General features: G+C 59.5%; 18 protein-coding genes. 15 read left to right on the forward strand and 3 right to left on the reverse strand.

Annotated elements, in window-relative coordinates:
• The first annotated feature begins 120 nt into the window (after positions 1-120).
• The 5 genes from rutB to AC1DX3_RS15335 are packed head-to-tail and all read left to right on the forward strand — an operon-like array spanning position 121 to position 3,987.
• Entirely contained in the window at positions 121-813 is a 693-nt protein-coding gene (gene rutB, locus AC1DX3_RS15315; protein ID WP_476990183.1) for a pyrimidine utilization protein B, read from the forward strand.
• Entirely contained in the window at positions 806-1,189 is a 384-nt protein-coding gene (rutC, locus tag AC1DX3_RS15320; RefSeq protein ID WP_476990184.1) for a pyrimidine utilization protein C, read from the forward strand. The genes rutB and rutC overlap by 8 nt, the downstream gene beginning before the upstream one ends.
• Positions 1,179-1,979, forward strand: coding sequence for a pyrimidine utilization protein D (rutD, locus tag AC1DX3_RS15325; RefSeq protein WP_476990185.1), 801 nt, complete (start codon positions 1,179-1,181; stop codon positions 1,977-1,979). Before rutC ends, rutD begins: the two co-directional genes overlap by 11 nt.
• Before the next feature lies 1 nt (position 1,980).
• Complete coding sequence (gene rutA, locus AC1DX3_RS15330; RefSeq protein WP_476990186.1) at positions 1,981-3,048, forward strand: pyrimidine utilization protein A; 1,068 nt, start codon at positions 1,981-1,983, stop codon at positions 3,046-3,048.
• Complete coding sequence (locus AC1DX3_RS15335; RefSeq protein ID WP_476990187.1) at positions 3,049-3,987, forward strand: nucleoside hydrolase; 939 nt, start codon at positions 3,049-3,051, stop codon at positions 3,985-3,987.
• 171 nt (positions 3,988-4,158) lie between these two features.
• Here the strand turns inward: AC1DX3_RS15335 and dinB are convergent, their stop codons facing one another.
• Positions 4,159-5,250 (reverse strand): DNA polymerase IV, encoded by a 1,092-nt coding sequence (gene dinB / locus AC1DX3_RS15340; RefSeq protein WP_476990188.1) that lies wholly within the window; start codon positions 5,248-5,250, stop codon positions 4,159-4,161.
• 135 nt (positions 5,251-5,385) lie between these two features.
• Here dinB and AC1DX3_RS15345 point away from each other — a divergent pair, with 135 nt between their 5' ends.
• From AC1DX3_RS15345 to AC1DX3_RS15365, 5 genes are all read left to right on the forward strand, one after another.
• Positions 5,386-6,177: a DUF72 domain-containing protein gene (locus tag AC1DX3_RS15345; RefSeq protein ID WP_476990189.1), complete on the forward strand. Its 792-nt coding sequence runs from the start codon at positions 5,386-5,388 to the stop codon at positions 6,175-6,177.
• A complete protein-coding gene (locus AC1DX3_RS15350) occupies positions 6,178-7,185 on the forward strand; it encodes a Gfo/Idh/MocA family protein (RefSeq protein WP_476990190.1) in 1,008 nt (335 codons plus the stop codon).
• 110 nt (positions 7,186-7,295) lie between these two features.
• On the forward strand, positions 7,296-8,108 hold the full coding sequence (locus AC1DX3_RS15355; RefSeq protein ID WP_476990191.1) for a class I SAM-dependent methyltransferase: 813 nt from the start codon (positions 7,296-7,298) through the stop codon (positions 8,106-8,108).
• Between the two features lie 21 nt (positions 8,109-8,129).
• Positions 8,130-8,561: a GFA family protein gene (locus tag AC1DX3_RS15360; RefSeq protein WP_476990192.1), complete on the forward strand. Its 432-nt coding sequence runs from the start codon at positions 8,130-8,132 to the stop codon at positions 8,559-8,561.
• Positions 8,562-8,638: 77 nt separating this feature from the next.
• Positions 8,639-9,190 (forward strand): hypothetical protein, encoded by a 552-nt coding sequence (locus AC1DX3_RS15365; RefSeq protein WP_476990193.1) that lies wholly within the window; start codon positions 8,639-8,641, stop codon positions 9,188-9,190.
• Between the two features lie 285 nt (positions 9,191-9,475).
• Here AC1DX3_RS15365 and AC1DX3_RS15370 read toward each other — a convergent pair whose 3' ends face one another.
• The gene (locus AC1DX3_RS15370; protein WP_476990194.1) at positions 9,476-9,691 is read right to left on the reverse strand and encodes a hypothetical protein; all 216 of its coding nucleotides are present in this window, start codon (positions 9,689-9,691) and stop codon (positions 9,476-9,478) included.
• A 146-nt stretch (positions 9,692-9,837) separates the two neighbouring features.
• Here AC1DX3_RS15370 and AC1DX3_RS15375 point away from each other — a divergent pair, with 146 nt between their 5' ends.
• Together AC1DX3_RS15375 and AC1DX3_RS15380 are read left to right on the forward strand one after the other, a co-directional pair.
• Positions 9,838-10,632: a helix-turn-helix domain-containing protein gene (locus AC1DX3_RS15375; protein ID WP_476990195.1), complete on the forward strand. Its 795-nt coding sequence runs from the start codon at positions 9,838-9,840 to the stop codon at positions 10,630-10,632.
• Between the two features lie 192 nt (positions 10,633-10,824).
• Positions 10,825-11,922, forward strand: coding sequence for a serine hydrolase domain-containing protein (locus AC1DX3_RS15380; protein WP_476990196.1), 1,098 nt, complete (start codon positions 10,825-10,827; stop codon positions 11,920-11,922).
• A gap of 110 nt (positions 11,923-12,032) precedes the next feature.
• Here the strand turns inward: AC1DX3_RS15380 and AC1DX3_RS15385 are convergent, their stop codons facing one another.
• Positions 12,033-12,983, reverse strand: coding sequence for an alpha/beta hydrolase (locus tag AC1DX3_RS15385; protein WP_476990197.1), 951 nt, complete (start codon positions 12,981-12,983; stop codon positions 12,033-12,035).
• A gap of 241 nt (positions 12,984-13,224) precedes the next feature.
• Between AC1DX3_RS15385 and galA the strand changes: the two genes are divergently transcribed.
• The 3 genes from galA to AC1DX3_RS15400 all read left to right on the forward strand — a co-directional run bounded on the left by galA (position 13,225) and on the right by AC1DX3_RS15400 (position 19,608).
• Positions 13,225-15,708 (forward strand): beta-galactosidase GalA, encoded by a 2,484-nt coding sequence (gene galA, locus AC1DX3_RS15390; RefSeq protein WP_476990198.1) that lies wholly within the window; start codon positions 13,225-13,227, stop codon positions 15,706-15,708.
• 64 nt (positions 15,709-15,772) lie between these two features.
• Positions 15,773-18,436 carry a glycoside hydrolase family 31 protein gene (locus AC1DX3_RS15395; RefSeq protein WP_476990199.1) on the forward strand — a complete coding sequence of 888 codons (2,664 nt, stop codon included), beginning with the start codon at positions 15,773-15,775 and terminating at the stop codon, positions 18,434-18,436.
• A 233-nt stretch (positions 18,437-18,669) separates the two neighbouring features.
• A complete protein-coding gene (locus AC1DX3_RS15400; protein ID WP_476990200.1) occupies positions 18,670-19,608 on the forward strand; it encodes a M14 family metallopeptidase in 939 nt (312 codons plus the stop codon).
• Positions 19,609-19,852 lie beyond the last annotated feature (244 nt).

Consider the following 19,852-nt stretch of genomic DNA (forward strand, 5'->3'; position numbering starts at 1 on the left):
TCGCGCGTTGCGCTGACTTCACCTCTTTTTGCTGCGCCGCCAAAATTTCATGCTTGTGCATTTGAAACTTCTCTGATTAGCTGATCAGAAATCAGCGTTGTTCGCTTGACGAGGTGAGGCATGACGACGAGTTTTGAATTGCCGGCGCGACCCGAAAATCTCACGCTACAGGCGGCTGAGACGGCGGTTATCGTTATCGACATGCAAAACGCCTATGCCTCGATGGGCGGCTATGTTGACCTGGCAGGGTTTGACATTTCCGGCGCGCAATCGACCATTCAGAATATCAAGCGGACGTTGTCGGCGGCGCGCGAAGCCGGCATTCAGATTGTCTATCTGCAAAACGGCTGGGACCCCGACTATGTCGAGGCCGGCACGCCTTTGTCGCCCAACTGGCACAAGTCGAACGCGCTCAAGACCATGCGGCGCAACCCCAATTTACAGGGGCAGCTGCTGGCGCGCGGCGGCTGGGATTACGAGATTATCGACGAGCTGACACCGCAGCCGGGCGACATCCGCGTGCACAAGACGCGCTATTCCGCCTTCTTCAATTCGCAGCTCGATTCTATCCTGCGCGCCCGCGGCATTCGCAATCTCGTTTTTGTCGGCATCGCCACCAATGTCTGTGTCGAAAGCACCCTGCGCGACGGCTTCCATCTCGAATATTTCGGTATTGTCCTGGAAGACGCTACCCATCATCTTGGCCCGCCGTTTTTGCAGCAAGCGGCGATCTACAATATCGAAACCTTCTTCGGCTGGGTGTCGTCGGTCGGAGATTTCACCCACGCCATCGAGGATTTGACCCATGCCTAAAACCGTCATCAACCCTCCCGGTTTTCCCAAACCCCTGGCGCCCTATTCGTCCGGCACCAAGGCCGACGGCGTCGTTTATGTATCCGGCACATTGGCCATCGATCCGGACGGTTCGGTGCACGCGCCCGGCGACGCCACGGCACAGACACGGCATATCCTGGAGACCATCAAGAAGGTCGTCGAGGCCGGCGGCGGAGCCATGGATGACATCACCTTCAACCATATCTTCCTGACCGACTGGGCGCATTACGCCGCCATGAACGCGGTCTATGCCGAGTATTTCCCAGGCGAAAAGCCGGCGCGGTTCTGCATCCAGTGCGGCCTGGTCAAGCCCGGCCTGGTGGTCGAGATCGCCAGCGTCGCCCATGTCAGCTGACGGGCAATTCCAGTTTATCAATGGTTTGGCGGTTACCGTTTACGGTGACGGTCCGGCGGTTGTGATGTCGGCGGGCCTGGGTGGGTTGGGCAGCTATTGGAAGCCGCAACTGGCGGCCTTGGAAGGCTACCAAGTCATCCTCTACGATCACCGCGGCACGGGCGACAGCGCGCGCGATCTGCCCTCGCCCTATGCAGTTTCGGATCTTGCCGACGATATCAAAATCATTCTCGATGGGCTGGAAATCGAGGCCGCCCATGTGGTCGGCCATGCCGCCGGCGGAGTCGCCGGTCTGGAGCTGGCGCGGACATTTCCGGATCGTGTGAAATCCTTAACTGTCGTGAACGGTTGGGCGGTCGCCGACCGGCATTTCAAGCGCTGTTTCGAGATCAGAACGGCTATCTATAAGGCTGGTGGGCCGGAAGCCTATCTCAGGGCGCAGCCGTTGTTCCTGTTTCCGGCCGAGTGGATTTCCGAGCATTTGGGCGAGCTGGACGCCCAGGCGGCGCATCACTTACCGGGTTTCCAGAGCGAAGCCGTGTTGATGGCGCGCATCCAGGCCTTGGCCGATTTCGATATTTCCGAGACTCTGGATACGGTCACCTGCCCGGTTCTCGTGATCGCTGCCTTGGACGACATGCTGGTGCCCGTGCGCAGTTCGGTGCAACTGGACGACGGCCTGCCGGACTCGCAACTGGTGGCCCTGCCGTGGGGCGGGCACGCGGTCAATGTCACCGTGCCGGAAGATTTCAATTCCTACCTCAACGCTTTTCTGAAGGATCTTGGCTGACATGGACATCGGTGTTTTCATCCCCATCGGCAATAATGGCTGGCTCATCTCCGAGAACGCGCCGCAATATATGCCGTCGTTCGAGCTCAACAAGACGATCGTCCAGAAGGCGGAGGCCTATGGACTGGACTTCGCGCTCAGCATGATCAAGCTGCGCGGGTTCGGCGGGAAGACCGAGTTCTGGGAGCACAATCTCGAGAGCTTTACCCTGATGGCCGGGTTGGCCGCGGTGACCGAGCGCATCAAGATCTACGCGACCTCAGCGACCCTGACTCTGCCGCCGGCGATCGTGGCGCGGATGGCGTCGACCATCGATTCGATCGCGCCGGGACGGTTCGGGGTCAATCTGGTCACCGGCTGGCAGAAGGCCGAGTACGATCAGATGGGGTTATGGCCAGGCGAAGAGCATTATCTCAAACGCTACGATATGTTGAAGGAATATGCCCAGATTTTGCGCGATCTGTGGGACACCGGGGTATCGAATTTCAAGGGCGATTATTTCGAGATGACGGATTGCCGCGTCAGTCCGCGGCCGGCAGTCTCGCCCAAGATCATCTGCGCCGGATCGTCGGATGAGGGACTGGCGTTTTCGGCGCAATATGCCGATTACGCTTTTTGTTTGGGTGTCGGGGTCAATACGCCGAAAGCCTTTGAAAAGAACAATATTCGGCTGAAGGCCGCGACCGACAAGACCGGCCGCAAGGTCGAGGTTTTCGTCTTGATGATGGTCATCGCCGACGAAACCGACGAAGCGGCGGAGGCCAAGTGGCAGTCCTATCGCGACGGTGTCGACGAGGACGCGGTCAAGTGGTTGAAGGCGCAGTCGGCGCCCAATGCCGTCAACAAGACGACCAATACGGTGCAGTTGTCGGATACCGTGTCGGCGGTCAATATCAATATGGGCACCCTCGTCGGATCCTATGCCAAGGTCGCGGCCATGCTGGACGAGATGGCTGAGGTCGAGGGCACCGGCGGGGTGCTGCTGACCTTCGACGATTTCATCAAGGGCATGGACGATTTCGGCACCAAGATCCAGCCGCTGATGAAGACGCGGAAACATATTGCCTGAATGAGCCCGCGCAAGATCATTATCGATACCGATCCGGGCCAGGACGATGCGTTGGCGTTGATGCTGGCCCTGGCGTCGCCGGAGGAGCTGGAGGTGCTGGGGGTTGTGGCGGTGGCCGGCAATGTCGGGCTGCACCACACGCTCAACAATGCCCGCAAGGTGGTGGAACTGACCGGGCGGATGGATGTCCCGGTCTATGCCGGATCGGACCGGCCGTTGCGGCAGGCTTTGGTGACGGCGGAGCATGTGCATGGCGTGACGGGACTGGACGGGCCGGACCTGCCGGAGCCGAGTTTGCCGGAGCAAGTCCTTGGCGGGATTCAGTTTATTGTCGATATGGTGCGGGCGGTCGATGATGTCACCTTGGTTACGCTTGGGCCGTTGACGGATATTGCCAGGGCTTTTGAGCAGGCGCCGGATATTGTCGGGCGGGTGCGCGAAGTGGTGATGATGCTGGGTGCGTTTCGCGAGCTTGGCAATGTCACGCCGACGGCCGAGTTCAACGCCTATGTCGATCCGGAGGCGGCCGATATCGTGTTTCGCAGTGGGGTGCGGATCGTCATGTTCCCGCTGGACGCGACGCATCAGGTCCAGTCGACGCAAGTGCGAATCCAGCGGTTGCGCGACATGGGTAACCGAGCCGGGCCGACGGCGGCCATCATGCTGAAGGCGTCGGAAGCCTTTGATATCAACAAGTTCGGCTGGGACGGGGCGCCTTTGCACGATCCGTGCACCATCGCGTGGTTGCTGAAACCGGAGCTGTTTTCCGGCCGAGCGGTCAATGTGATGGTGGAAACTGAGAGTGCTTTGACGCGCGGCATGACGGTGGTGGATTGGTACAAGGCGACGGATCGCGCGCACAATGCCTTGGTGATGACCAAGGCGGATGCGGACGGGTTTTATGAGCTGTTGTTCGAGCGTTTGGCGAGATTGCCGTAATATTATTATCCACAGATAAGTCAGATAAGCACAGATTTCATGATTTATTGGAAGGTATGAGGTAAGTTTAAATATTGCGAGCTCTGCTCGCGTTCTCATAATTTCGCCAAATATCTGGTCTTTCTCTATAGCATCTGTGCTTATCTGGCTTATCTGTGGATAATACTACTTCTACAATAATAAACTCATCTGGGGTTCGGCATCGTGGGCTTCGTCGGCGAGGCCCGACAGGGTCACACCCAACAGGCGGATCGGTTTCTCTGTCGGGAAGACGCCGGCCAGGAGTTCGTGCGACAGACGCAAAAGGTCGTCCTTGCCGGCGATGGGAGCATGGCCGGTGCGCGAGCGCGTGATGATCTTGAAGTCGCTATATTTGACCTTCAAGGTCACGGTGCGGCCCTTGATTTCGCCGTCATTGCAGTAGCGCCACAGCTTATCGATGATGGGCAGAAGCCTGTTCCACGCCTCGTCGAAGTCGGAAACGTCGTCGAAAAAGGTGTTTTCGCCACCGACCGATTTGCGCACCTGGTCGGCATGGACGGCGCGATGGTCGATGCCGCGCGAGATGCCGTAATAGTAATTTCCGGAGATCCCGAAATGTGTCACGAGGAACTCGTGCGTTTGGTTGCGAATATCGAGGCCGGTATAGAGGCCAAGGCGGTTCATCTTGGCAGCGGTGGCCGGGCCGATACCGTGGAATTTCTTGACCGGCAGGCTTTCGACAAAGACGGGTCCCATGGCCGGTTTGATGACGAACAGGCCGTCGGGTTTGTTCTGATCCGAGGCCAGTTTGGCGAGGAATTTGTTGTAGGAGACGCCAGCGGAGGCGGTTAACCCAGTCGCTTCCTTGATCTTGGCGCGGATTTCTTCGGCGATCTGGGTGGCCGAAGCGATGTTTTTGAGGTTTTCGGTGACGTCGAGATAGGCTTCGTCGAGCGATAAGGGCTGAATGACGGGAGTATATTCGGCGAAAATGTCGCGGATCTGACGGGACACCTGCTTATATTTGTCGAAATTCGATTTGACGAAGATCAGGTCAGGGCATTTGCGCTTGGCGGTGACGCTGGGCATGGCGGAATGGACGCCGTATTTGCGCGCTTCGTAGCTGGCCGCGGCAACGACACCGCGCAGGGACGAGCCGCCGACAGCGACCGGCTTGCCGCGCAGTTCGGGATTGTCGCGTTGTTCGACCGAGGCGAAAAAAGCATCCATGTCGATATGGATGATTTTCCTCTGCGGAGCGTCCATGGAATCTGCACTCATGTCGGGCTTCGATTCGACCTGTATAGCTGCGATTGACACTATGGCATATTCGGAACATAAAGTGAACATATTATTTATCGCCCTTGCCGGAAACGGACGGGACCGATAGAAAAGCAGCACACACGGAGACGCGAGATGGCGAAGATTTATGTCGGGATCGGCGGATGGGTCTATGAGGACTGGCGCGGGCCGTTTTATCCGGAAGGGTTGTCGCAGAAGAAGGAGTTGGAATATGCCAGCTCGAAACTGACCTCGATCGAGGTCAACGGGACCTATTACGGTTCACACAAGCCGGAAACCTACCGCAAGTGGGCCGAGGAGACGCCGGACGGGTTCGTCTTCACGCTGAAGGGGTCGCGTTTCGCCACCAATCGCAAGGACCTTTCGCAGTCGAAGGAGTCGGTCGAGCGATTTTTGACCAGCGGCATCACCGAGATGAAGGAGAAGCTGGGCCCCCTCAACTGGCAGTTCATGGCGACCAAGAAGTTCGATCCGGTCGATTTCGAGAACTTCCTCAAGCTGTTGCCGCCCGAACAGGACGGCCTGGCTTTGCGCCACGCCGTTGAGGTGCGTCACCCGACCTTCCAGTGCGAGGAGTTCGTCGATTTGGTGCGCAAGTACAAGGTGGGTATCGTGACCGGGGTTGACGATCCCGATTTTCCGGTCATTGCCGATTTGACCGCCGATTTCGCCTATGTCCGTATCATGGGGACCCAGGACCGTGACGATATGGGTTATGACGACGCGGCGCGCGACGCCTGGGTCTATCGGTTAAGGACCTTGAGCGAAGGCCAGGTGCCGCACGATCTGGCCAGCTACGGCAAGGACCAGCCCAATAAGCCGCACGACGTTTTTGCCTATATTATCAGCGGTCACAAGGTGAACAATCCGGCCGTGGCCATGTCGCTGATCGAACGGTTGGGATAGATGACAAAGACAGTATGGGGCGTGCTCAGCACGGCGAAAATCGGCGTCAACAAGGTCATTCCGGCCCTGATGCAAAGCGACATGATCCGCGTCAAGGGGATCGGTTCGCGGTCTTTGGAGGCGGCGCAAGGTGCGGTGGACAAACTGGGGCTCGAGCAGGCCTATGGGTCGTACGAAGAGCTGCTGGCCGACCCGGAGATCGAGGTCATCTATAACCCGCTGCCTAACCATCTGCATGTGCCGATGACCCTGGCGGCAGCGCGCGCCGGCAAGCATGTCCTGTGCGAAAAGCCGATGGCCTTGAATGCCGGCGAGATCGATCAGTTGAGCGAGTTCGATGGTAAGGTGCTAATCCAGGAAGCCTTTATGGTGCGGCATTCGACGCAATGGATCGAGGCGCGGCGGCTGATCCGCGAGGGTACGATCGGCGCCCCGCATATGGTCCAGTCCTATTTCAGCTATGAGAATCTCGACGACCAGAATATCCGCAACAAGGTCGAATGGGGCGGTGGCGGGCTGATGGATATCGGCTGCTACTGCGTCGTCGCCGGGCGCTATTTCTTCGAGGCGGAACCAGTACGAGCGATAGTTTTGGGCGAACGCAGCGTGCAATTCGGCACCGATGTCATCACCTCAGGGATGCTCGATTTCGGCCAGGGCCGTCAGCTGACCTTCGCCGTGTCGACCATGTTGGGGCGCAGCCAGTGCGTCAATATTTTCGGCCCGAAGGCGCGGATGTCCTTGCCTATCCCGTTCAATCAACCGGTCGATAGCCCGAGCCATATCGTGGTCGACAGTGGCCAAACACTCGACGGCGGCACCGCGGTGACCTATACTTTGCAGACATCGAATCAGTATCAGCTGATGGGTGAAGCTTTCAGCCGGGCGGTGCGCGGCGAAGCGCCCCTGCTCTACGGCTTGGACGATGCGCGGGCCAATATGCGGATTATCGACGCCTTATTTGCGTCGGAAACGTCCGGGCGGTGGGAGACTGTGGTTAGGTTTTAGCCGGCGCACTTCGCGTGGGCCAGGCCGGTTCACGACATGGCAGCCAATAGCCTTGGGGCCTGCGGCGATGTATAGTCCCGCGCGTTGGAAGCCTTACAGGATCATCAGTCATGCCAGCGACGGACAAGCTGTTCGCGGGATCCATCCCCGAGATTTACGATACCCACATGGTGCCCCTCATCTTCGAGTCCTATGCGGCTGACCTGGCCCAGCGGGTCACGGCGACAGCGCCTTTGCGGGTCCTGGAAACAGCGGCGGGAACCGGGGTCGTTACGCGTGCCTTGGCCCCGCTTCTTAGTGAAAGCGCCGACTATATCGTCAGCGATCTCAATCCACCCATGCTGGAAAGGGCGGCGGCGCGGCAAGGCAAGGACGCGCGCATCACCTGGCAACAAGCGGACGCGCTCAGCCTGCCCTTCACGGCCGCAAGTTTTGACGCGGTTGTCTGTCAGTTCGGCGCCATGTTCTTCCCGGACCGGGTGACCGGCTATCGCGAGGCGCTGCGTGTTCTTAAGCCGGGTGGACGGTTTTTCTTTAGCGTGTGGGATCGCATCGAAGAGAATGATTTCGCGCGCATCGTGATGGAGGTGACCGGCGCCATGTTCCCGGACGATCCGCCGCAGTTCATCACGCGAACGCCGCACGGATATTTCGATGTCGCGCTGATCGAAGCCGAATTAAGAACGGCGGAATTTGCCGAGATCGAGATCACCACGGTGCAACATCGCAGCGATGCTCCGGACGCCCGCACCGCGGCGACGGCCTATTGCCAGGGCACGCCGATACGCAACGAAATCGAAGCCCGCGATCCTGATGCTGTGCAGGCCGTTACCGACCGCGCGGCGGAGGCGATTGCCAAGGCCTATGGAGACGGCCCGGTATCGGGAAGGATCCAGGCCCACGTGATTGTGGCGCAAAGTTAGGGAGCCGGCATGGAACAGGGCATGAGGCGCGTGGCGACGTGCCGATGCGGGCAACTGAAGGCGACCTGTACCGGGGAGCCCGTCCGGGTGTCGGTGTGTCACTGCCTGGAGTGTCAAAAGCGTAGCGGCAGCGCGTTTGCGGCCCAGGCGCGGTGGCCGGAGGCGCAGGTCGAAATCAGCGGTGAAGCGAAGACGTGGGAACGGGTCGCCGACAGCGGTCATCGGGTGACCTATCGCTTCTGTCCGCACTGCGGATCGACGATCGCCTATGTGATCGAAGGCTGGCCAGGCGTGATTGCCGTGCCCTTGGGCGGATTTGCCGATCCGGTATTTCCGGCGCCGCGCTTTTCGGTTTACGAGCATCGCAAGCATGCCTGGGTCGATATACTGGGGGAGGTCGAGCATTCATCGACGCCCAGTATCGCGCGCAATCCGGGAAGCCCTACCCGGTAAGGTGCGGCGCGTTTTGCCATGTGGCGAAATTTGCGATAGGGTTAACATGGGAAACGCACGGGCCATAAGGGGGCGCCATGGAAAGCCACAAGTCGATCTTTTCGCTGATCGGCCGCAATATGCAGGCCTATACCATCACCTGGGTCACGACTTTCGTGACGTCGATCGTCAATGTTTTGTGGTCGACCCAGGTCTTTCATTTTGACTTCGTGTCGAACATCGACGGCGCCCTGGCCAGCCAGATTGGCGTGGTTTTGGTGAATGAGCTGTTCCTGCTGTATTCCGTGTGGATCAGCCGCAAATACCTGTTCGGGATCGGCGGTATCGTCAATGCGGTTTGGATTCTGCTGATGGCGGCGGTGATCTGCTTCCTGATCTATGCGCCCATGACCGCGTTCAAGACCTATGCCTTGCTTCAGGGGGTCGAGATCAGCGGCCATTCACCGCTGTATGACGAGATCAATAGCTGGTCGGGCCAGATCATGGCCTTTGTCAGCGCCGTGGCCGGCCGGCATTTGGCGGCTTTTCATGCCCAATATGACGCCCTGTTCGGCCAGGTTTCGGGCTGGATCAGCGGCGCCGTGGCATTGGTGTTCGTGTTGTCGTTCATCCACCGCAAGCGGGCTTGAGCGGCGACCTTTTTTTAGCCGGTCTTATGCAGTAGTCAAGCCCGCTGCATAAGAGGCATTTAGCGTTGAATTTATTGATTTTTTAGAGATTAGTGCAGAGCCCCCTTTTGCGGCTATAGCGTACCGCATAACGGATAAACGGCATTATGTTTTGTACCGTACCTTTGGCGGGACACGTGATCCAGGTCAGCGTTAGCGGCAGGGACGTCGAGCCTTGGTCAACGCCTCGTATCGCGGGCAAGCCGGGAAACTGTGCCGGGGGTCGGCGATCTCACAGGCCGAAGTCTATTTTATAATTCTGAGAAAGACGGCAAGGCCGATTTGCGATAGCGCCAGCAGAATGAAGCCAAAGCCCATTAGCTTATAGGCAAAATAGGTACGCTCTTTGTTTTTCGGTTCTGAAAAGTTCGGGATGAAGAATTTGAGGAACAGCCTGGTGAAAAACCCCATGAAAATGCCAATCGGTATTAAGACGCTTGCCAAGACGAGGGCGATTCCCATGACGATCACTCCGTGGAAGGCGCAGTTTACAATGAAATGCCCATCACGCCAGCGCGATTCATTCACAACCTTCGCAGCCTCGCTTACCGAGGTATAGGGTTGATTTCGGCGGCAAGTGCGCCGTAATACCGGCAGGAGACGTCGCCATGGCTGATTTTACGTCCGGTGAGTTTTATGGCACGCGTCGGTTCGATGTGCGGTTGCCGGGCCTCGGCCTGTCGCATTTCGCCGCGACGACGCCTGAGCATGAGGTCGAGGAACACAGCCACGATGGCGCGCACCTGGTCCTGGCGACGCGCGGCCGATATATCACCTCCGCCCATGGCGCCGATCGCGAAGGGCCGGTCCTGGTCTATAATCCGCCGGGAGTCGTCCACCGCGATCGTTTCGAAGGCGATGGCGGCTGGTTCTTCGCGGTCAGCCTGGACGGCTTTATGGACGACAGCCGGCCGGTTATCGACGCGGTCAGGTTGTCGCAACCCCAGGCCATGCGTTGCGCCTTACGCCTGCTGCACATGGCGGGCGACCCGGCAAGCACGCGTCTCGATCTTGAAAGCCTGACCCTGGAGGTCCTGGACCAGGTCGCGCCTGACACCCACAGTGCCGCCTGCCCGTCCTGGCTGAGACAGGCCCAGACCTTTATCGCCGACATGGCCGGAAGCGACATCGGTGTCGCCGATGTAGCGGCGGCAGCCGGCGTCCACCGTGTCTATCTGGCACGGCAATACCGTCACTGGTTGGGCTGTTCGCCGGGGGACGATTTACGGCGGCGGCGGATCGAACGCGCCGCGGACCTGATCATGACGACGCGGGACAGCCTGAGCGACATTGCCGCCAGTGCCGGTTATTGCGATCAGAGCCATCTCAACCGCGCCCTGGCGAAGCATTGGGGCGTGACTCCGGCCGAACTGATGCGGCTCATACCAACGGGCGCGGTGTAGAACCGCTTCGTTGGTATTCGTTTTTTTCAGCTCAAACGCCGCATGGCTCGCCGCATCAGCGGCGGCGGGCGGTCGCCCTTGCCAAACGCCATGAGTCAAAGGTCATGACGGTTGGCATTACAGGTTACAAAAATCCAAGACGCGGTTGAGGTGGCCGCATAAGGTGGGCGGATATCAAACCGGAGCTCCCCCATGACATTTACACGCGCCCTCTGCCTTGCGGCAGGCCTGTTGCTGCTGCAAACCCCGGCGTGGAGCCAGGCGGTCGACTGGACGGTGGAGACGCCGCAGTCGCAGGCCCTGGACGGCGCCAAGCTGGATGCCATGACCGCGGCCGTCACCAAGGGCGATTTTCAAAGTATTACCAGCGTCTTGATCGCGCGCCACGGCCACCTGGTTTTCGAGCATTATTTCGATGCCGACGGCGCCGAGGCCCTGCGCAACACGCGTTCGGCGACCAAGACCGTGACCGGCATGCTGGCCGGGGCGGCCTTGGCGCGGGGCGACCTGCCGTCGTTGTCGACGCCGATTCTCGGCTATTTTCCCGACAAGGCGCCGCTCGACAATCCCGATCCGCGCAAGGCGAAGATTACCGTCGAAGACCTGCTGACCATGAGTTCCATGATGGAGTGCGATGACCAAAACCAGTTTTCGCGCGGTAACGAAGAACGCATGTATCTCATCGAGGACTGGGTCAAATTCTATCTCGATCTGCCGATCAAGGGCTTTGCCGCGTGGACGACCAAGCCCAAAGACTCGCCCTATGGCCGGTCGTTCAGCTATTGCACGGCGGGCGCCACGACGCTGGGGGCCACGGTCGAACGCGCCGCCAAGATGCCCCTGCCCGATTATGCCGACAAGGTGTTGTTCGCTCCGCTGGGCATCACCCAAGTCGAATGGCAGTTTTCGCCGCTGGGGGTGGCGCAGGGCGGCGGCGGGCTGGGCCTGCGCAGCCGCGACCTGCTGAAACTGGGCCAGCTTTATGCCAATGGCGGCGTGTGGCAGGGCCGGCAGGTGTTGCCGGCGGCGTGGGTCAAAGCGGCGACGGCGCCGCATGCCCAGGTCGACGATCATCGCAATTACGGCTATTTCCTGTGGCTTTATCCGTACACTGCCAATGGCGTGTCGCATGCCGCCTACCAGATGGCGGGTTCGGGCGGCAACAAGGTGGTGGTGGTTCCCGGTCTCGACATGGTCATCGTGGTGACGACAACCAATTTCGGGGCGCACGATCCGCATGGGATTTCCGACAAGCTGATTGCCGATTATATCGTGGCGGCGGCGCAGTAACCGTAGACGTGACCCGGCGCCGGTGTGGCGAACATTCAGTCGGCAAGCTCAGGCAATTAATTTATGCAGTGGGTCTGCTGTTGCCGAAATACTCTTTAATTTCAGGCGTCTCACTTGGTGCCTGGGGATAACCAGCCGTCGGCCGTTAGCCAGTCCATGATGGTCTTTTGCCAGGTGTCGCGGGCCAGCAGAGGGAAGCCGTGCTGGCCCTTCTCGAAAAAGCGCGCCTCCGCCGGCACGCCGGCATGGCGTAGAGCTTCCAGAAAGACGATGCTGTTGTCGATATCGACCAGTTGATCGTCAGCCGCGTGCAGAAGCAGGGTCGGCGGCGTTTGGGCCGTCACGTGCAGTTCGTTTGAAAATTCCCTGACCTGCGCGTCGGACGGCGACGTCCCCAGAAGTGCGTCGCGCGAGCCCATATGGGTGATTTGGGCGTCCATGCTGATGACCGGATAGACCAGCACCACAAAGTCGGGCCGCAGGGATACCTGCTCCGCGTTGGCGACGTAGGCCGTCTGGAAATGCGTCGCCAGGGTTGAGGCCACGTGTCCGCCGGCCGAATAACCGACCGCGCCGACACGTGTCGGATCGAGGTTCCAGTCCCCGGCGTGGAGCCGAATGAAGCGCAGTCCCTGTTGCGCGTCCTGGATCGGTCCGATTGACTTGTCCAGCATGGTCGCGTCGCTTGGCAGCCGGTATTTCAGCACGAACGCGGCGATACCGTGATCGACGAAGTACTGGGCCTGCTGGACGCCTTCATAATCGAAGGTCAGGCCGGCATAGCCTCCGCCAGGGATGATCAGAACGCTGGCGCCCGTGGCCTTTATCCTGGCTGGCAGATAGACCTGGATGACGGGTCGCGAGACATTCTGTATCCATCCCTTGTCGGCGCCGGTCTCGGTATCCGGCCCCGGCTTCGAATTGGGAATGGCGCCGTCGCCATACAGGGGGAAGGCCTGCATCTTGGCGGGGAAGGTCGCGGCCGGATCCAGCGGCGCCGTCAGGGCGGGCGTGGCGAATATCGCCGTGGCGATGATGAGAATTAAAGCTCTCAGTCCCATGGTTTCCGTCCCTATTTATGAACCGCCGACAGCGGGCGCAGTTTGATTCAAACCAGATAGCTATAGCGGCTTGCGTGTCAATGTCCGCCTTGGGCGAAGGCTGCGGGGTTTTTGATTCTAATCCCCTAAAAATTTGCCCGCTTAAAGGTTTGTAATACCTGGCGCACCAGCCTGCATTCTCTCCTTGCGCGCCGCCTCAAGCTGTTGCACTAATAAAAGCAACTATCATCAGGGAGAGCGCATGAACCGCCGCGAATTGTTTAGGGGCGCGAGCGCGCTGGGTTTGGCCGCGTCGACTCCGGGTTTTGTGTCACGCGCCGTTGCCGCCACAACGTCACCGTCGGTGGCAGCCCCGGTTGCCGCGCCGCGCCAGGTACTGTTGCTCAATAAGGGCTGGCGCTTCTTTGCCGGCGACATCCCCTTCCCGCCGATCACCGGACACGACGACACCTATAATGCTGCCAAGGCCGGCGCAGCGCGCGCAGCGGCCTCGCCCAAGTTCGACGACAGTGCATGGCAGCCAGTCACCCTGCCGCACGACTTTGTCAGCTTCCAGCCGATCGAGGAGAGCGGCAATGTCGATCAGGGCTACCGCCGCCGTGGTGTGGCCTGGTACCGCAACATGCTGCGCTTCGAGCCGCAGGATGACGGCAAGCATATCGAGCTGCAACTGGACGGCGCCGCCACCTTTGCCACCGTGTGGTTCAACGGCACGCTGGTTAACCGCAACTGGAGCGGCTATAACTCGATCTATATCGACCTGACGCCGTACGCCACCTATGGCGACGAGCTTAATTCGCTGGTGGTGCGCGTCGATGCCGAAGCCATGGAAGGCTGGTGGTATGAAGGCGGCGGACTTTACCGCGACGCCTGGATCGTCAAGCGTAATCCAGTGCATTTCAAGACCGACGGCGTCTTCGCGCATCCGGTCAAGGACGAACATGGCTGGCATGTGCCGGTCGAGGTCACGATCTACAATTCCGGCGACAAGACCGAGACCGTCCAAATCGCGACTGATATTTGGGACGACCAGCCTATTGCCGGCATGCCCCCGGCAGCAGGCACGGTTGCCACGGTCGCCCCCTTGAGCCAGACCACCGTCCATTACGATATACCCTTCAGCCATCCGGAACTGTGGAGCGTGGACAATCCGCATCTGTATCAGGTGACGACGCGCATGTGGAGGGCGGACAGCGATTTCGCAGCCGGCCAGCTTGATGAAGTCTCCACCCATTGCGGCTTCCGTACCCAGCGTTTCGACGCCCAAAAAGGCTTTTTCCTCAACGACCAGCCGGTGAAGATCAAGGGCGTCTGTCTGCACCAGGACCATGCCGGCGTCGGCACCGCCGTGCCGGACGGCGTGCTCGACTTCCGCCTGCGCCGCCTGAAATCGCTTGGCTGTAACGCCATCCGCTTCTCGCACAATGCGCAAAGCAAGGAACTGATGGACGCGTGCGATCGCCACGGCTTCCTTGTCATGGCCGAGAACCGCAATTTCAACGCCTCTACGGACTACATGGCGCAACTTGAATGGCTGGTGCGGCGCGATCGCAATCACCCCAGCATCTATCTGTGGTCGGTGTTCAACGAGGAACCGATGCAGGGCACCCCGGCCGGCTATCAAATGGTGCGGCGCATGAGTTCTGTGGTCAAGTCGCTCGACACCACGCGCCCGGTCACCGCAGCGATGAGCGGCGGGCTGTTCACCCCGCTCAATGTGTCGCACGCTGTCGACGTCGTAGGCATCAACTACCAGCAGAGCCAGTACGATCCCTTCCACGCGGCGCACCCGGACAAGCCGGTGTTCTCCTCGGAGGACAGCTCCGCCCTCATGACGCGCGGCGCTTTCGTGACGGATCAAAAGGCGCAAGTCCTCGCCAGCTATGACGACGAAGCTGCCCCTTGGGGCGAGACGCACCGCGACGCCTGGAAACAGATCGATACGCGCGATTTCGTCGCCGGCACCTTTGTCTGGACCGGGTTTGATTACCACGGCGAGCCGAAGCCGTTTTCCTGGCCGTCGAACAGTTCCTATTTCGGCATCATGGACCTGTGCGGATTCGACAAGACAGCGGTCCACATTCACCGCGCGCAATGGATCAAGGACAGGCCTGTGCTGGGCCTCGTGCCGCACTGGAACTGGGCCGGCAGTGAGGGCAAGGCCATCATGGTCATGGCCTGTACCAATGCCGAGGAGGTCGAGCTGTTCGTCAACGGCAAGTCGGCCGGTCGGCAGAAGACCGATAAATACGACATGAACCGCTGGACCGTGCCCTATGCGGCCGGCCGCATCGAAGCCCGCGCCTATAATGGCGCAAAGGTGGTGTCGACGATCCTCAATGAGACCACCGGCGAGCCGGTGGCGCTGCGGTTGACGCAGGACCGGCCAGCGCTTATCGCCGATGGCCGGGACGCCCAACCGATCATGGTCGAAGCCGTGGACGTCAAGGGTCGCACTGTGCCGCTCGCCAATCACATGATCACCTATGACATCGCGGGCGGCGCCATCATCGGCCTCGGCAACGGCGATCCGACCTCTCTTGAGCCGGAAAAAGGCAACCGCCGTTCGCTGTTCAACGGCCTGGGCCAGGTCATCGTGCAGTCGATCGAGGCACAGACCGGAACGCTCAAACTGCGCGCCACGGCGCCCGGGCTGAAGCCGGCGGAGCTGTCGTTCCCCGTCAAGGCCGGACCGATCCCGCCGTCGCAGCCGACGCGGGCGTGAGCAAATACGCCGGCCGAGTTCGCTTTGTTTGCCTATCTCGCTAATTACCAGATTGAGGCGTTTCATGGGAGAAGACTCCGTGGGAAAATCTAAACTTTCACGCCGGGAAATATTGCTCGGCGGCGCGGCTATAGGCTTTGCAGCAGCATCGCCTGGGAAAGCCTCACCGACGAAGGTGCGGCAGCCGGACCTTCTGCTTGAAACCTCTCAGGGCCTTCTCAAAGTCACCGCGATGAATGATCGCGCTTTTCGCGTGGTCTTGGCGCCGTTGTCCGGAGGGCTGGGCACCGGCGCGCACACCTTTGAAAGCCAGATGCTTCTGCCGCAAATGCCTGCGGTCAAGGTCCATCTTAGCCGGCGCGGGACTTCAGCCCGCCTGGAAATCGCACACGCGGTCTGCGAGGTAGATACGCAGAATGGCCAGGTTCGACTCTTCGATAAGAAGGGCAACCTGCTCTTAAGTGAAACGGCGGGTGGACGAACCCTTGAACGTGTCGAACTGAGCGACGGCTCCGCATTTGCCGTATCGCAATCTTTTGAGTCCGGCGGGGATGAGCGTATTTTCGGCACCGGCTGTTTCCAGGACGGCGCCCTGAACATCCGCCGGTTGCCCCGGCGGCTGACTCAGGTCAATACCCAAATCAGCCTGCCCTTCGTCATTTCCAACAAGGGCTATGGCCTGCTGTGGAATAATCCGGGTATGAGCGAGTTCAATACGCCAACCGGGAAGCTGGTTCTTGAAAAGGTAGATACTCAGACACAAGCTCAAAGCGTCGATGTCACCACGACCGCCGGCAATGCCCGGATAACGCGCCAGGGTGCGGCGTTTGAGGGAAAATTCACGACGGAAAAAGACGGCGATTTTGCCTTTTTAATGGACATCGGGCGCAAGATGGCCTCGCGCCACTGTGTCGAAATCGATGGCGTGCCCTGTGTGGACTTTACCAACCAATGGCTTCCACCGACAACAAGCTTCCTGAAACACCTGCCGGCCGGGGAGCACAGGGTTAGCGTGCTCGCCAACGATAAGGACGCGCCGGTGCTTTATTGGGGCGCGGCGCAGGACCGCACCCAATGGCGCTCACCTGTGGCAACGGCGCTCGATTATGTGGTCATTGCCGGGCCGGACGCCGACGGGATCATGGCCGGTTACCGGCAGCTATGCGGTGAAACCCCACTGTTTCCGCTTTGGGCGTATGGTTATATCCATTGTCGTGAGCGTTTCAGTTCGCAAGCCGAGATCGTCGAGACGGCGCTGGAATTCCGGCGGCGCAAGCTGCCGGTCGACGTCATGGTTCAAGACTGGCAGTATTGGGGCAAGTATGGTTGGAACGCCATGCGGTTCGACGAGGACCAGTACCCTGACCCGGCCGGCATGGTGAAGGATCTGCACGCGCTTAATGCTCGCCTGATGGTGTCGGTATGGGCCAAGCTGCCTGACAGTACGCAATTGGGCAAGGAGGCCGTTGAAAAGGGGTATATTATTCCGGGTACCGAATGGGTCGATTTCTTCAATGCGAAGGCGTCCGCGTTTTATACTGAAAACCAAAACAAGCGTCTCGCTACCCTGGGTATCGACGCCTGGTGGCAGGATGCGACCGAGCCGGAAAACGACGACCTGGAAGGGCGTATGACCGCGGCGGGCGCCGGTGAGCGCGTGCGCAACGTCTTTCCCCTCCAGATTACCCAGGCCGTTTATGACAGCCAGAGGCAATTTGCACCCGATCGGCGCGTGATGATCCTGACCCGTTCAGCTGCAATCGGCCAGCAGCGGTATGCCGCCGCGACATGGTCAGGCGATATTGGCAATGACTGGGAGACGTTGAAACGTCAGATACCTGCCGGCCTGAACATGGCGGCCGCCGGCTATCCTTACTGGACGGTTGATGGCGGCGGGTTCTTTCGTCCGGGAGAGGGACAATATACAGATACGGCCTATCACGAACGCTTCCTGCGCTGGTTCCAGTACTGCACCTTCCTGCCCCTTCAGCGCGTGCACGGCTATCAGACCAAGACCGAATTCTGGCGGTTTGGCGAGACCGTAGAGACAGTGTCACGCACATATCTGGAACTGCGCTACCGTCTTCTTCCCTATATTTATAGCGCCGCCGGCGAAACCTGGCGTACGGGCGTGCCGATGTTGCGTCCCCTTGTCTTCGATTTCCGCCACGAGCCTAAGGCGCTTGAGGAAAGCCACACCTACATGTTTGGGCGCGCCTTGCATGTTGCACCGGTTTTGGCTGAGGGCGTGACTAGCTGGCCCGTCTACCTGCCGGAAAACCCAGGTGGCTGGTACGATTTCTGGACGGGTGAACACCGCGAGGGTGGAAAGACCTACGACGTACCCGCGCCGGTCGATCGACTCCCCCTGCATGTTAAAGCAGGTACGATTTTGCCGATGGGACCCGTAATGCAGTCCACGGCAGAGGTGACAGACGAGGAGATCGACCTGCATGTCTTCCCGGGACAAGATGGTCATTTCACGCTCTACGAGGATGCGGGGCTCGACTATGGCTACGAAAAGGGGCGCTACAGCCTGATCGACATGACGTGGGAAAACGACGGCAAGGCATTGAAAATAGGTTCTCGGATGGGACAGTACAAAGGTATGTCAGCCTCCCGTCGTTTCAATGTGTCAATTGCCGCGCCCGGGACGTCGTCGATCTGGGATCCGCAAAGGCGCGCGCTTGACTATCATGGCCGGTCCACGAGACTTATCTTGACCTGACCCGTAAGCATAAATTTATTTTCGGCGTCACCGCCACTTTTTCCCGAAAAATCCCTTCGGCTTGCGAGATATTTCTCAAATGGGAAAGATATAATATTGGCAAATTATGTATGCCCAGACGTTGATAATTTGGCGATGAGTGCAGATTTGAAAGGTGTAAAGCAAAGATTAGCGACGATCGTTGCGCGGTCTAGCTGCGTGAGGATAGCCATTTCGACCTTTGAGAGACGACCATGACCACCACCGCTTTTTATCCTATCGGAACGCCGGGACAGCCCTGGGACGAGGCTGAGTTGAAGGCTTGGCGGGGCCAGCGGGTGCGGCTGCGGAGCTATGCGGAGGATGTGGTGCCGCGTATCGAGGGCTTAAGCGAACGGTTCGAGGTGTCGGTCTATGGGCAGCTCGACTATGCGGGGGAGGGTTACAGGCTTTATGCTCTACGCAGCCGGAATTGGGATCCGGGTTTGCCGACGGCTTTGGTGACGGGCGGGGTGCATGGTTATGAGACCAGCGGGGTGATGGGGGCTTTGGCGTTTTTGGAAACGCGGGCCGGGGATTATGCCGGCCGGGTCAATCTGATGGTCGCGCCGTGCGTCAGTCCTTGGGGCTATGAGCGGATCAACCGGTGGAACTATGACGCCATCGATCCGAACCGCAATTTCCGGGTTGATGGTCCTGCGGTTGAGGCGACGGCTTTGATCGGGCTGGTGGCGCCCTTGAAGGGGGAGTTCATGCTGCATATCGATTTGCATGAGACGACCGATAGCGATGAGGCGGAATTCAGCCCGGCTTTGGCGGCGCGCGATGGCAAGATGTTTGAGCCGGGTATCGTGCCGGATGGGTTTTACCTGGTTGACGATGTGGAAAATCCGCAGCCGGGGTTTCAGCAGGCTATTATTGCGGCTGTGGAAAAGGTGACGCATATCGCGCCGGCGGATGGTGAGGGGAAGATTATCGGGTCTCCGGTCGTGGCGCATGGGGTGATTGAATATCCTTTGACCGAGTATGGTTTGTGTGCGGGGATTACGGGGGCTCGGTTTACGACGACGACCGAGGTTTATCCGGATAGTCCGAAGACGACGGCGGATGAGTGTAATCGGGCACAGGTGGCGGCTGTGTGTGCGGCTTTGGATTATGTTTTGGCGGGCGGCGTTGGTGGTACTGACGGTTAGGCCCGCCCACCACCGCTTCGCGGCGGTCCCCCCTCCCCGTAAACGGGGCGGGCGAAGATATTGAATTCGCTTTATTTATGATGCTCTTTCCGTTGTTACTGCGAACTTAGGCTAATGCCATACATCTTGTCTTCGTCGGCGGCCCCTCATCCCCTTTCGCCGAGGCTTCGGGCGACTTCGCCACCGCACGAACCACATCGTTTCCTTACGACAGATATTTCACGCTTGTTCGTAGAACGGACGA

This window comes from Asticcacaulis sp. P2_B1, from assembly GCF_056404915.1.

Coding starts and splice junctions, on each gene's coding strand:
- rutB (WP_476990183.1), top strand. CDS start 121: ATGACGACGAGTTTTGAATTGCCGGCGCGACCCGAAAATCTCACGCTA.
- AC1DX3_RS15335 (WP_476990187.1), top strand. CDS start 3,049: ATGAGCCCGCGCAAGATCATTATCGATACCGATCCGGGCCAGGACGAT.
- AC1DX3_RS15395 (WP_476990199.1), top strand. CDS start 15,773: ATGGGAGAAGACTCCGTGGGAAAATCTAAACTTTCACGCCGGGAAATA.
- AC1DX3_RS15380 (WP_476990196.1), top strand. CDS start 10,825: ATGACATTTACACGCGCCCTCTGCCTTGCGGCAGGCCTGTTGCTGCTG.
- AC1DX3_RS15385 (WP_476990197.1), bottom strand. CDS start 12,983: ATGGGACTGAGAGCTTTAATTCTCATCATCGCCACGGCGATATTCGCC.
- AC1DX3_RS15345 (WP_476990189.1), top strand. CDS start 5,386: ATGGCGAAGATTTATGTCGGGATCGGCGGATGGGTCTATGAGGACTGG.
- AC1DX3_RS15350 (WP_476990190.1), top strand. CDS start 6,178: ATGACAAAGACAGTATGGGGCGTGCTCAGCACGGCGAAAATCGGCGTC.
- AC1DX3_RS15360 (WP_476990192.1), top strand. CDS start 8,130: ATGAGGCGCGTGGCGACGTGCCGATGCGGGCAACTGAAGGCGACCTGT.
- galA (WP_476990198.1), top strand. CDS start 13,225: ATGAACCGCCGCGAATTGTTTAGGGGCGCGAGCGCGCTGGGTTTGGCC.
- AC1DX3_RS15370 (WP_476990194.1), bottom strand. CDS start 9,691: ATGGGAATCGCCCTCGTCTTGGCAAGCGTCTTAATACCGATTGGCATT.
- rutD (WP_476990185.1), top strand. CDS start 1,179: ATGTCAGCTGACGGGCAATTCCAGTTTATCAATGGTTTGGCGGTTACC.
- AC1DX3_RS15365 (WP_476990193.1), top strand. CDS start 8,639: ATGGAAAGCCACAAGTCGATCTTTTCGCTGATCGGCCGCAATATGCAG.
- AC1DX3_RS15355 (WP_476990191.1), top strand. CDS start 7,296: ATGCCAGCGACGGACAAGCTGTTCGCGGGATCCATCCCCGAGATTTAC.
- rutC (WP_476990184.1), top strand. CDS start 806: ATGCCTAAAACCGTCATCAACCCTCCCGGTTTTCCCAAACCCCTGGCG.
- AC1DX3_RS15400 (WP_476990200.1), top strand. CDS start 18,670: ATGACCACCACCGCTTTTTATCCTATCGGAACGCCGGGACAGCCCTGG.
- dinB (WP_476990188.1), bottom strand. CDS start 5,250: ATGAGTGCAGATTCCATGGACGCTCCGCAGAGGAAAATCATCCATATC.
- rutA (WP_476990186.1), top strand. CDS start 1,981: ATGGACATCGGTGTTTTCATCCCCATCGGCAATAATGGCTGGCTCATC.
- AC1DX3_RS15375 (WP_476990195.1), top strand. CDS start 9,838: ATGGCTGATTTTACGTCCGGTGAGTTTTATGGCACGCGTCGGTTCGAT.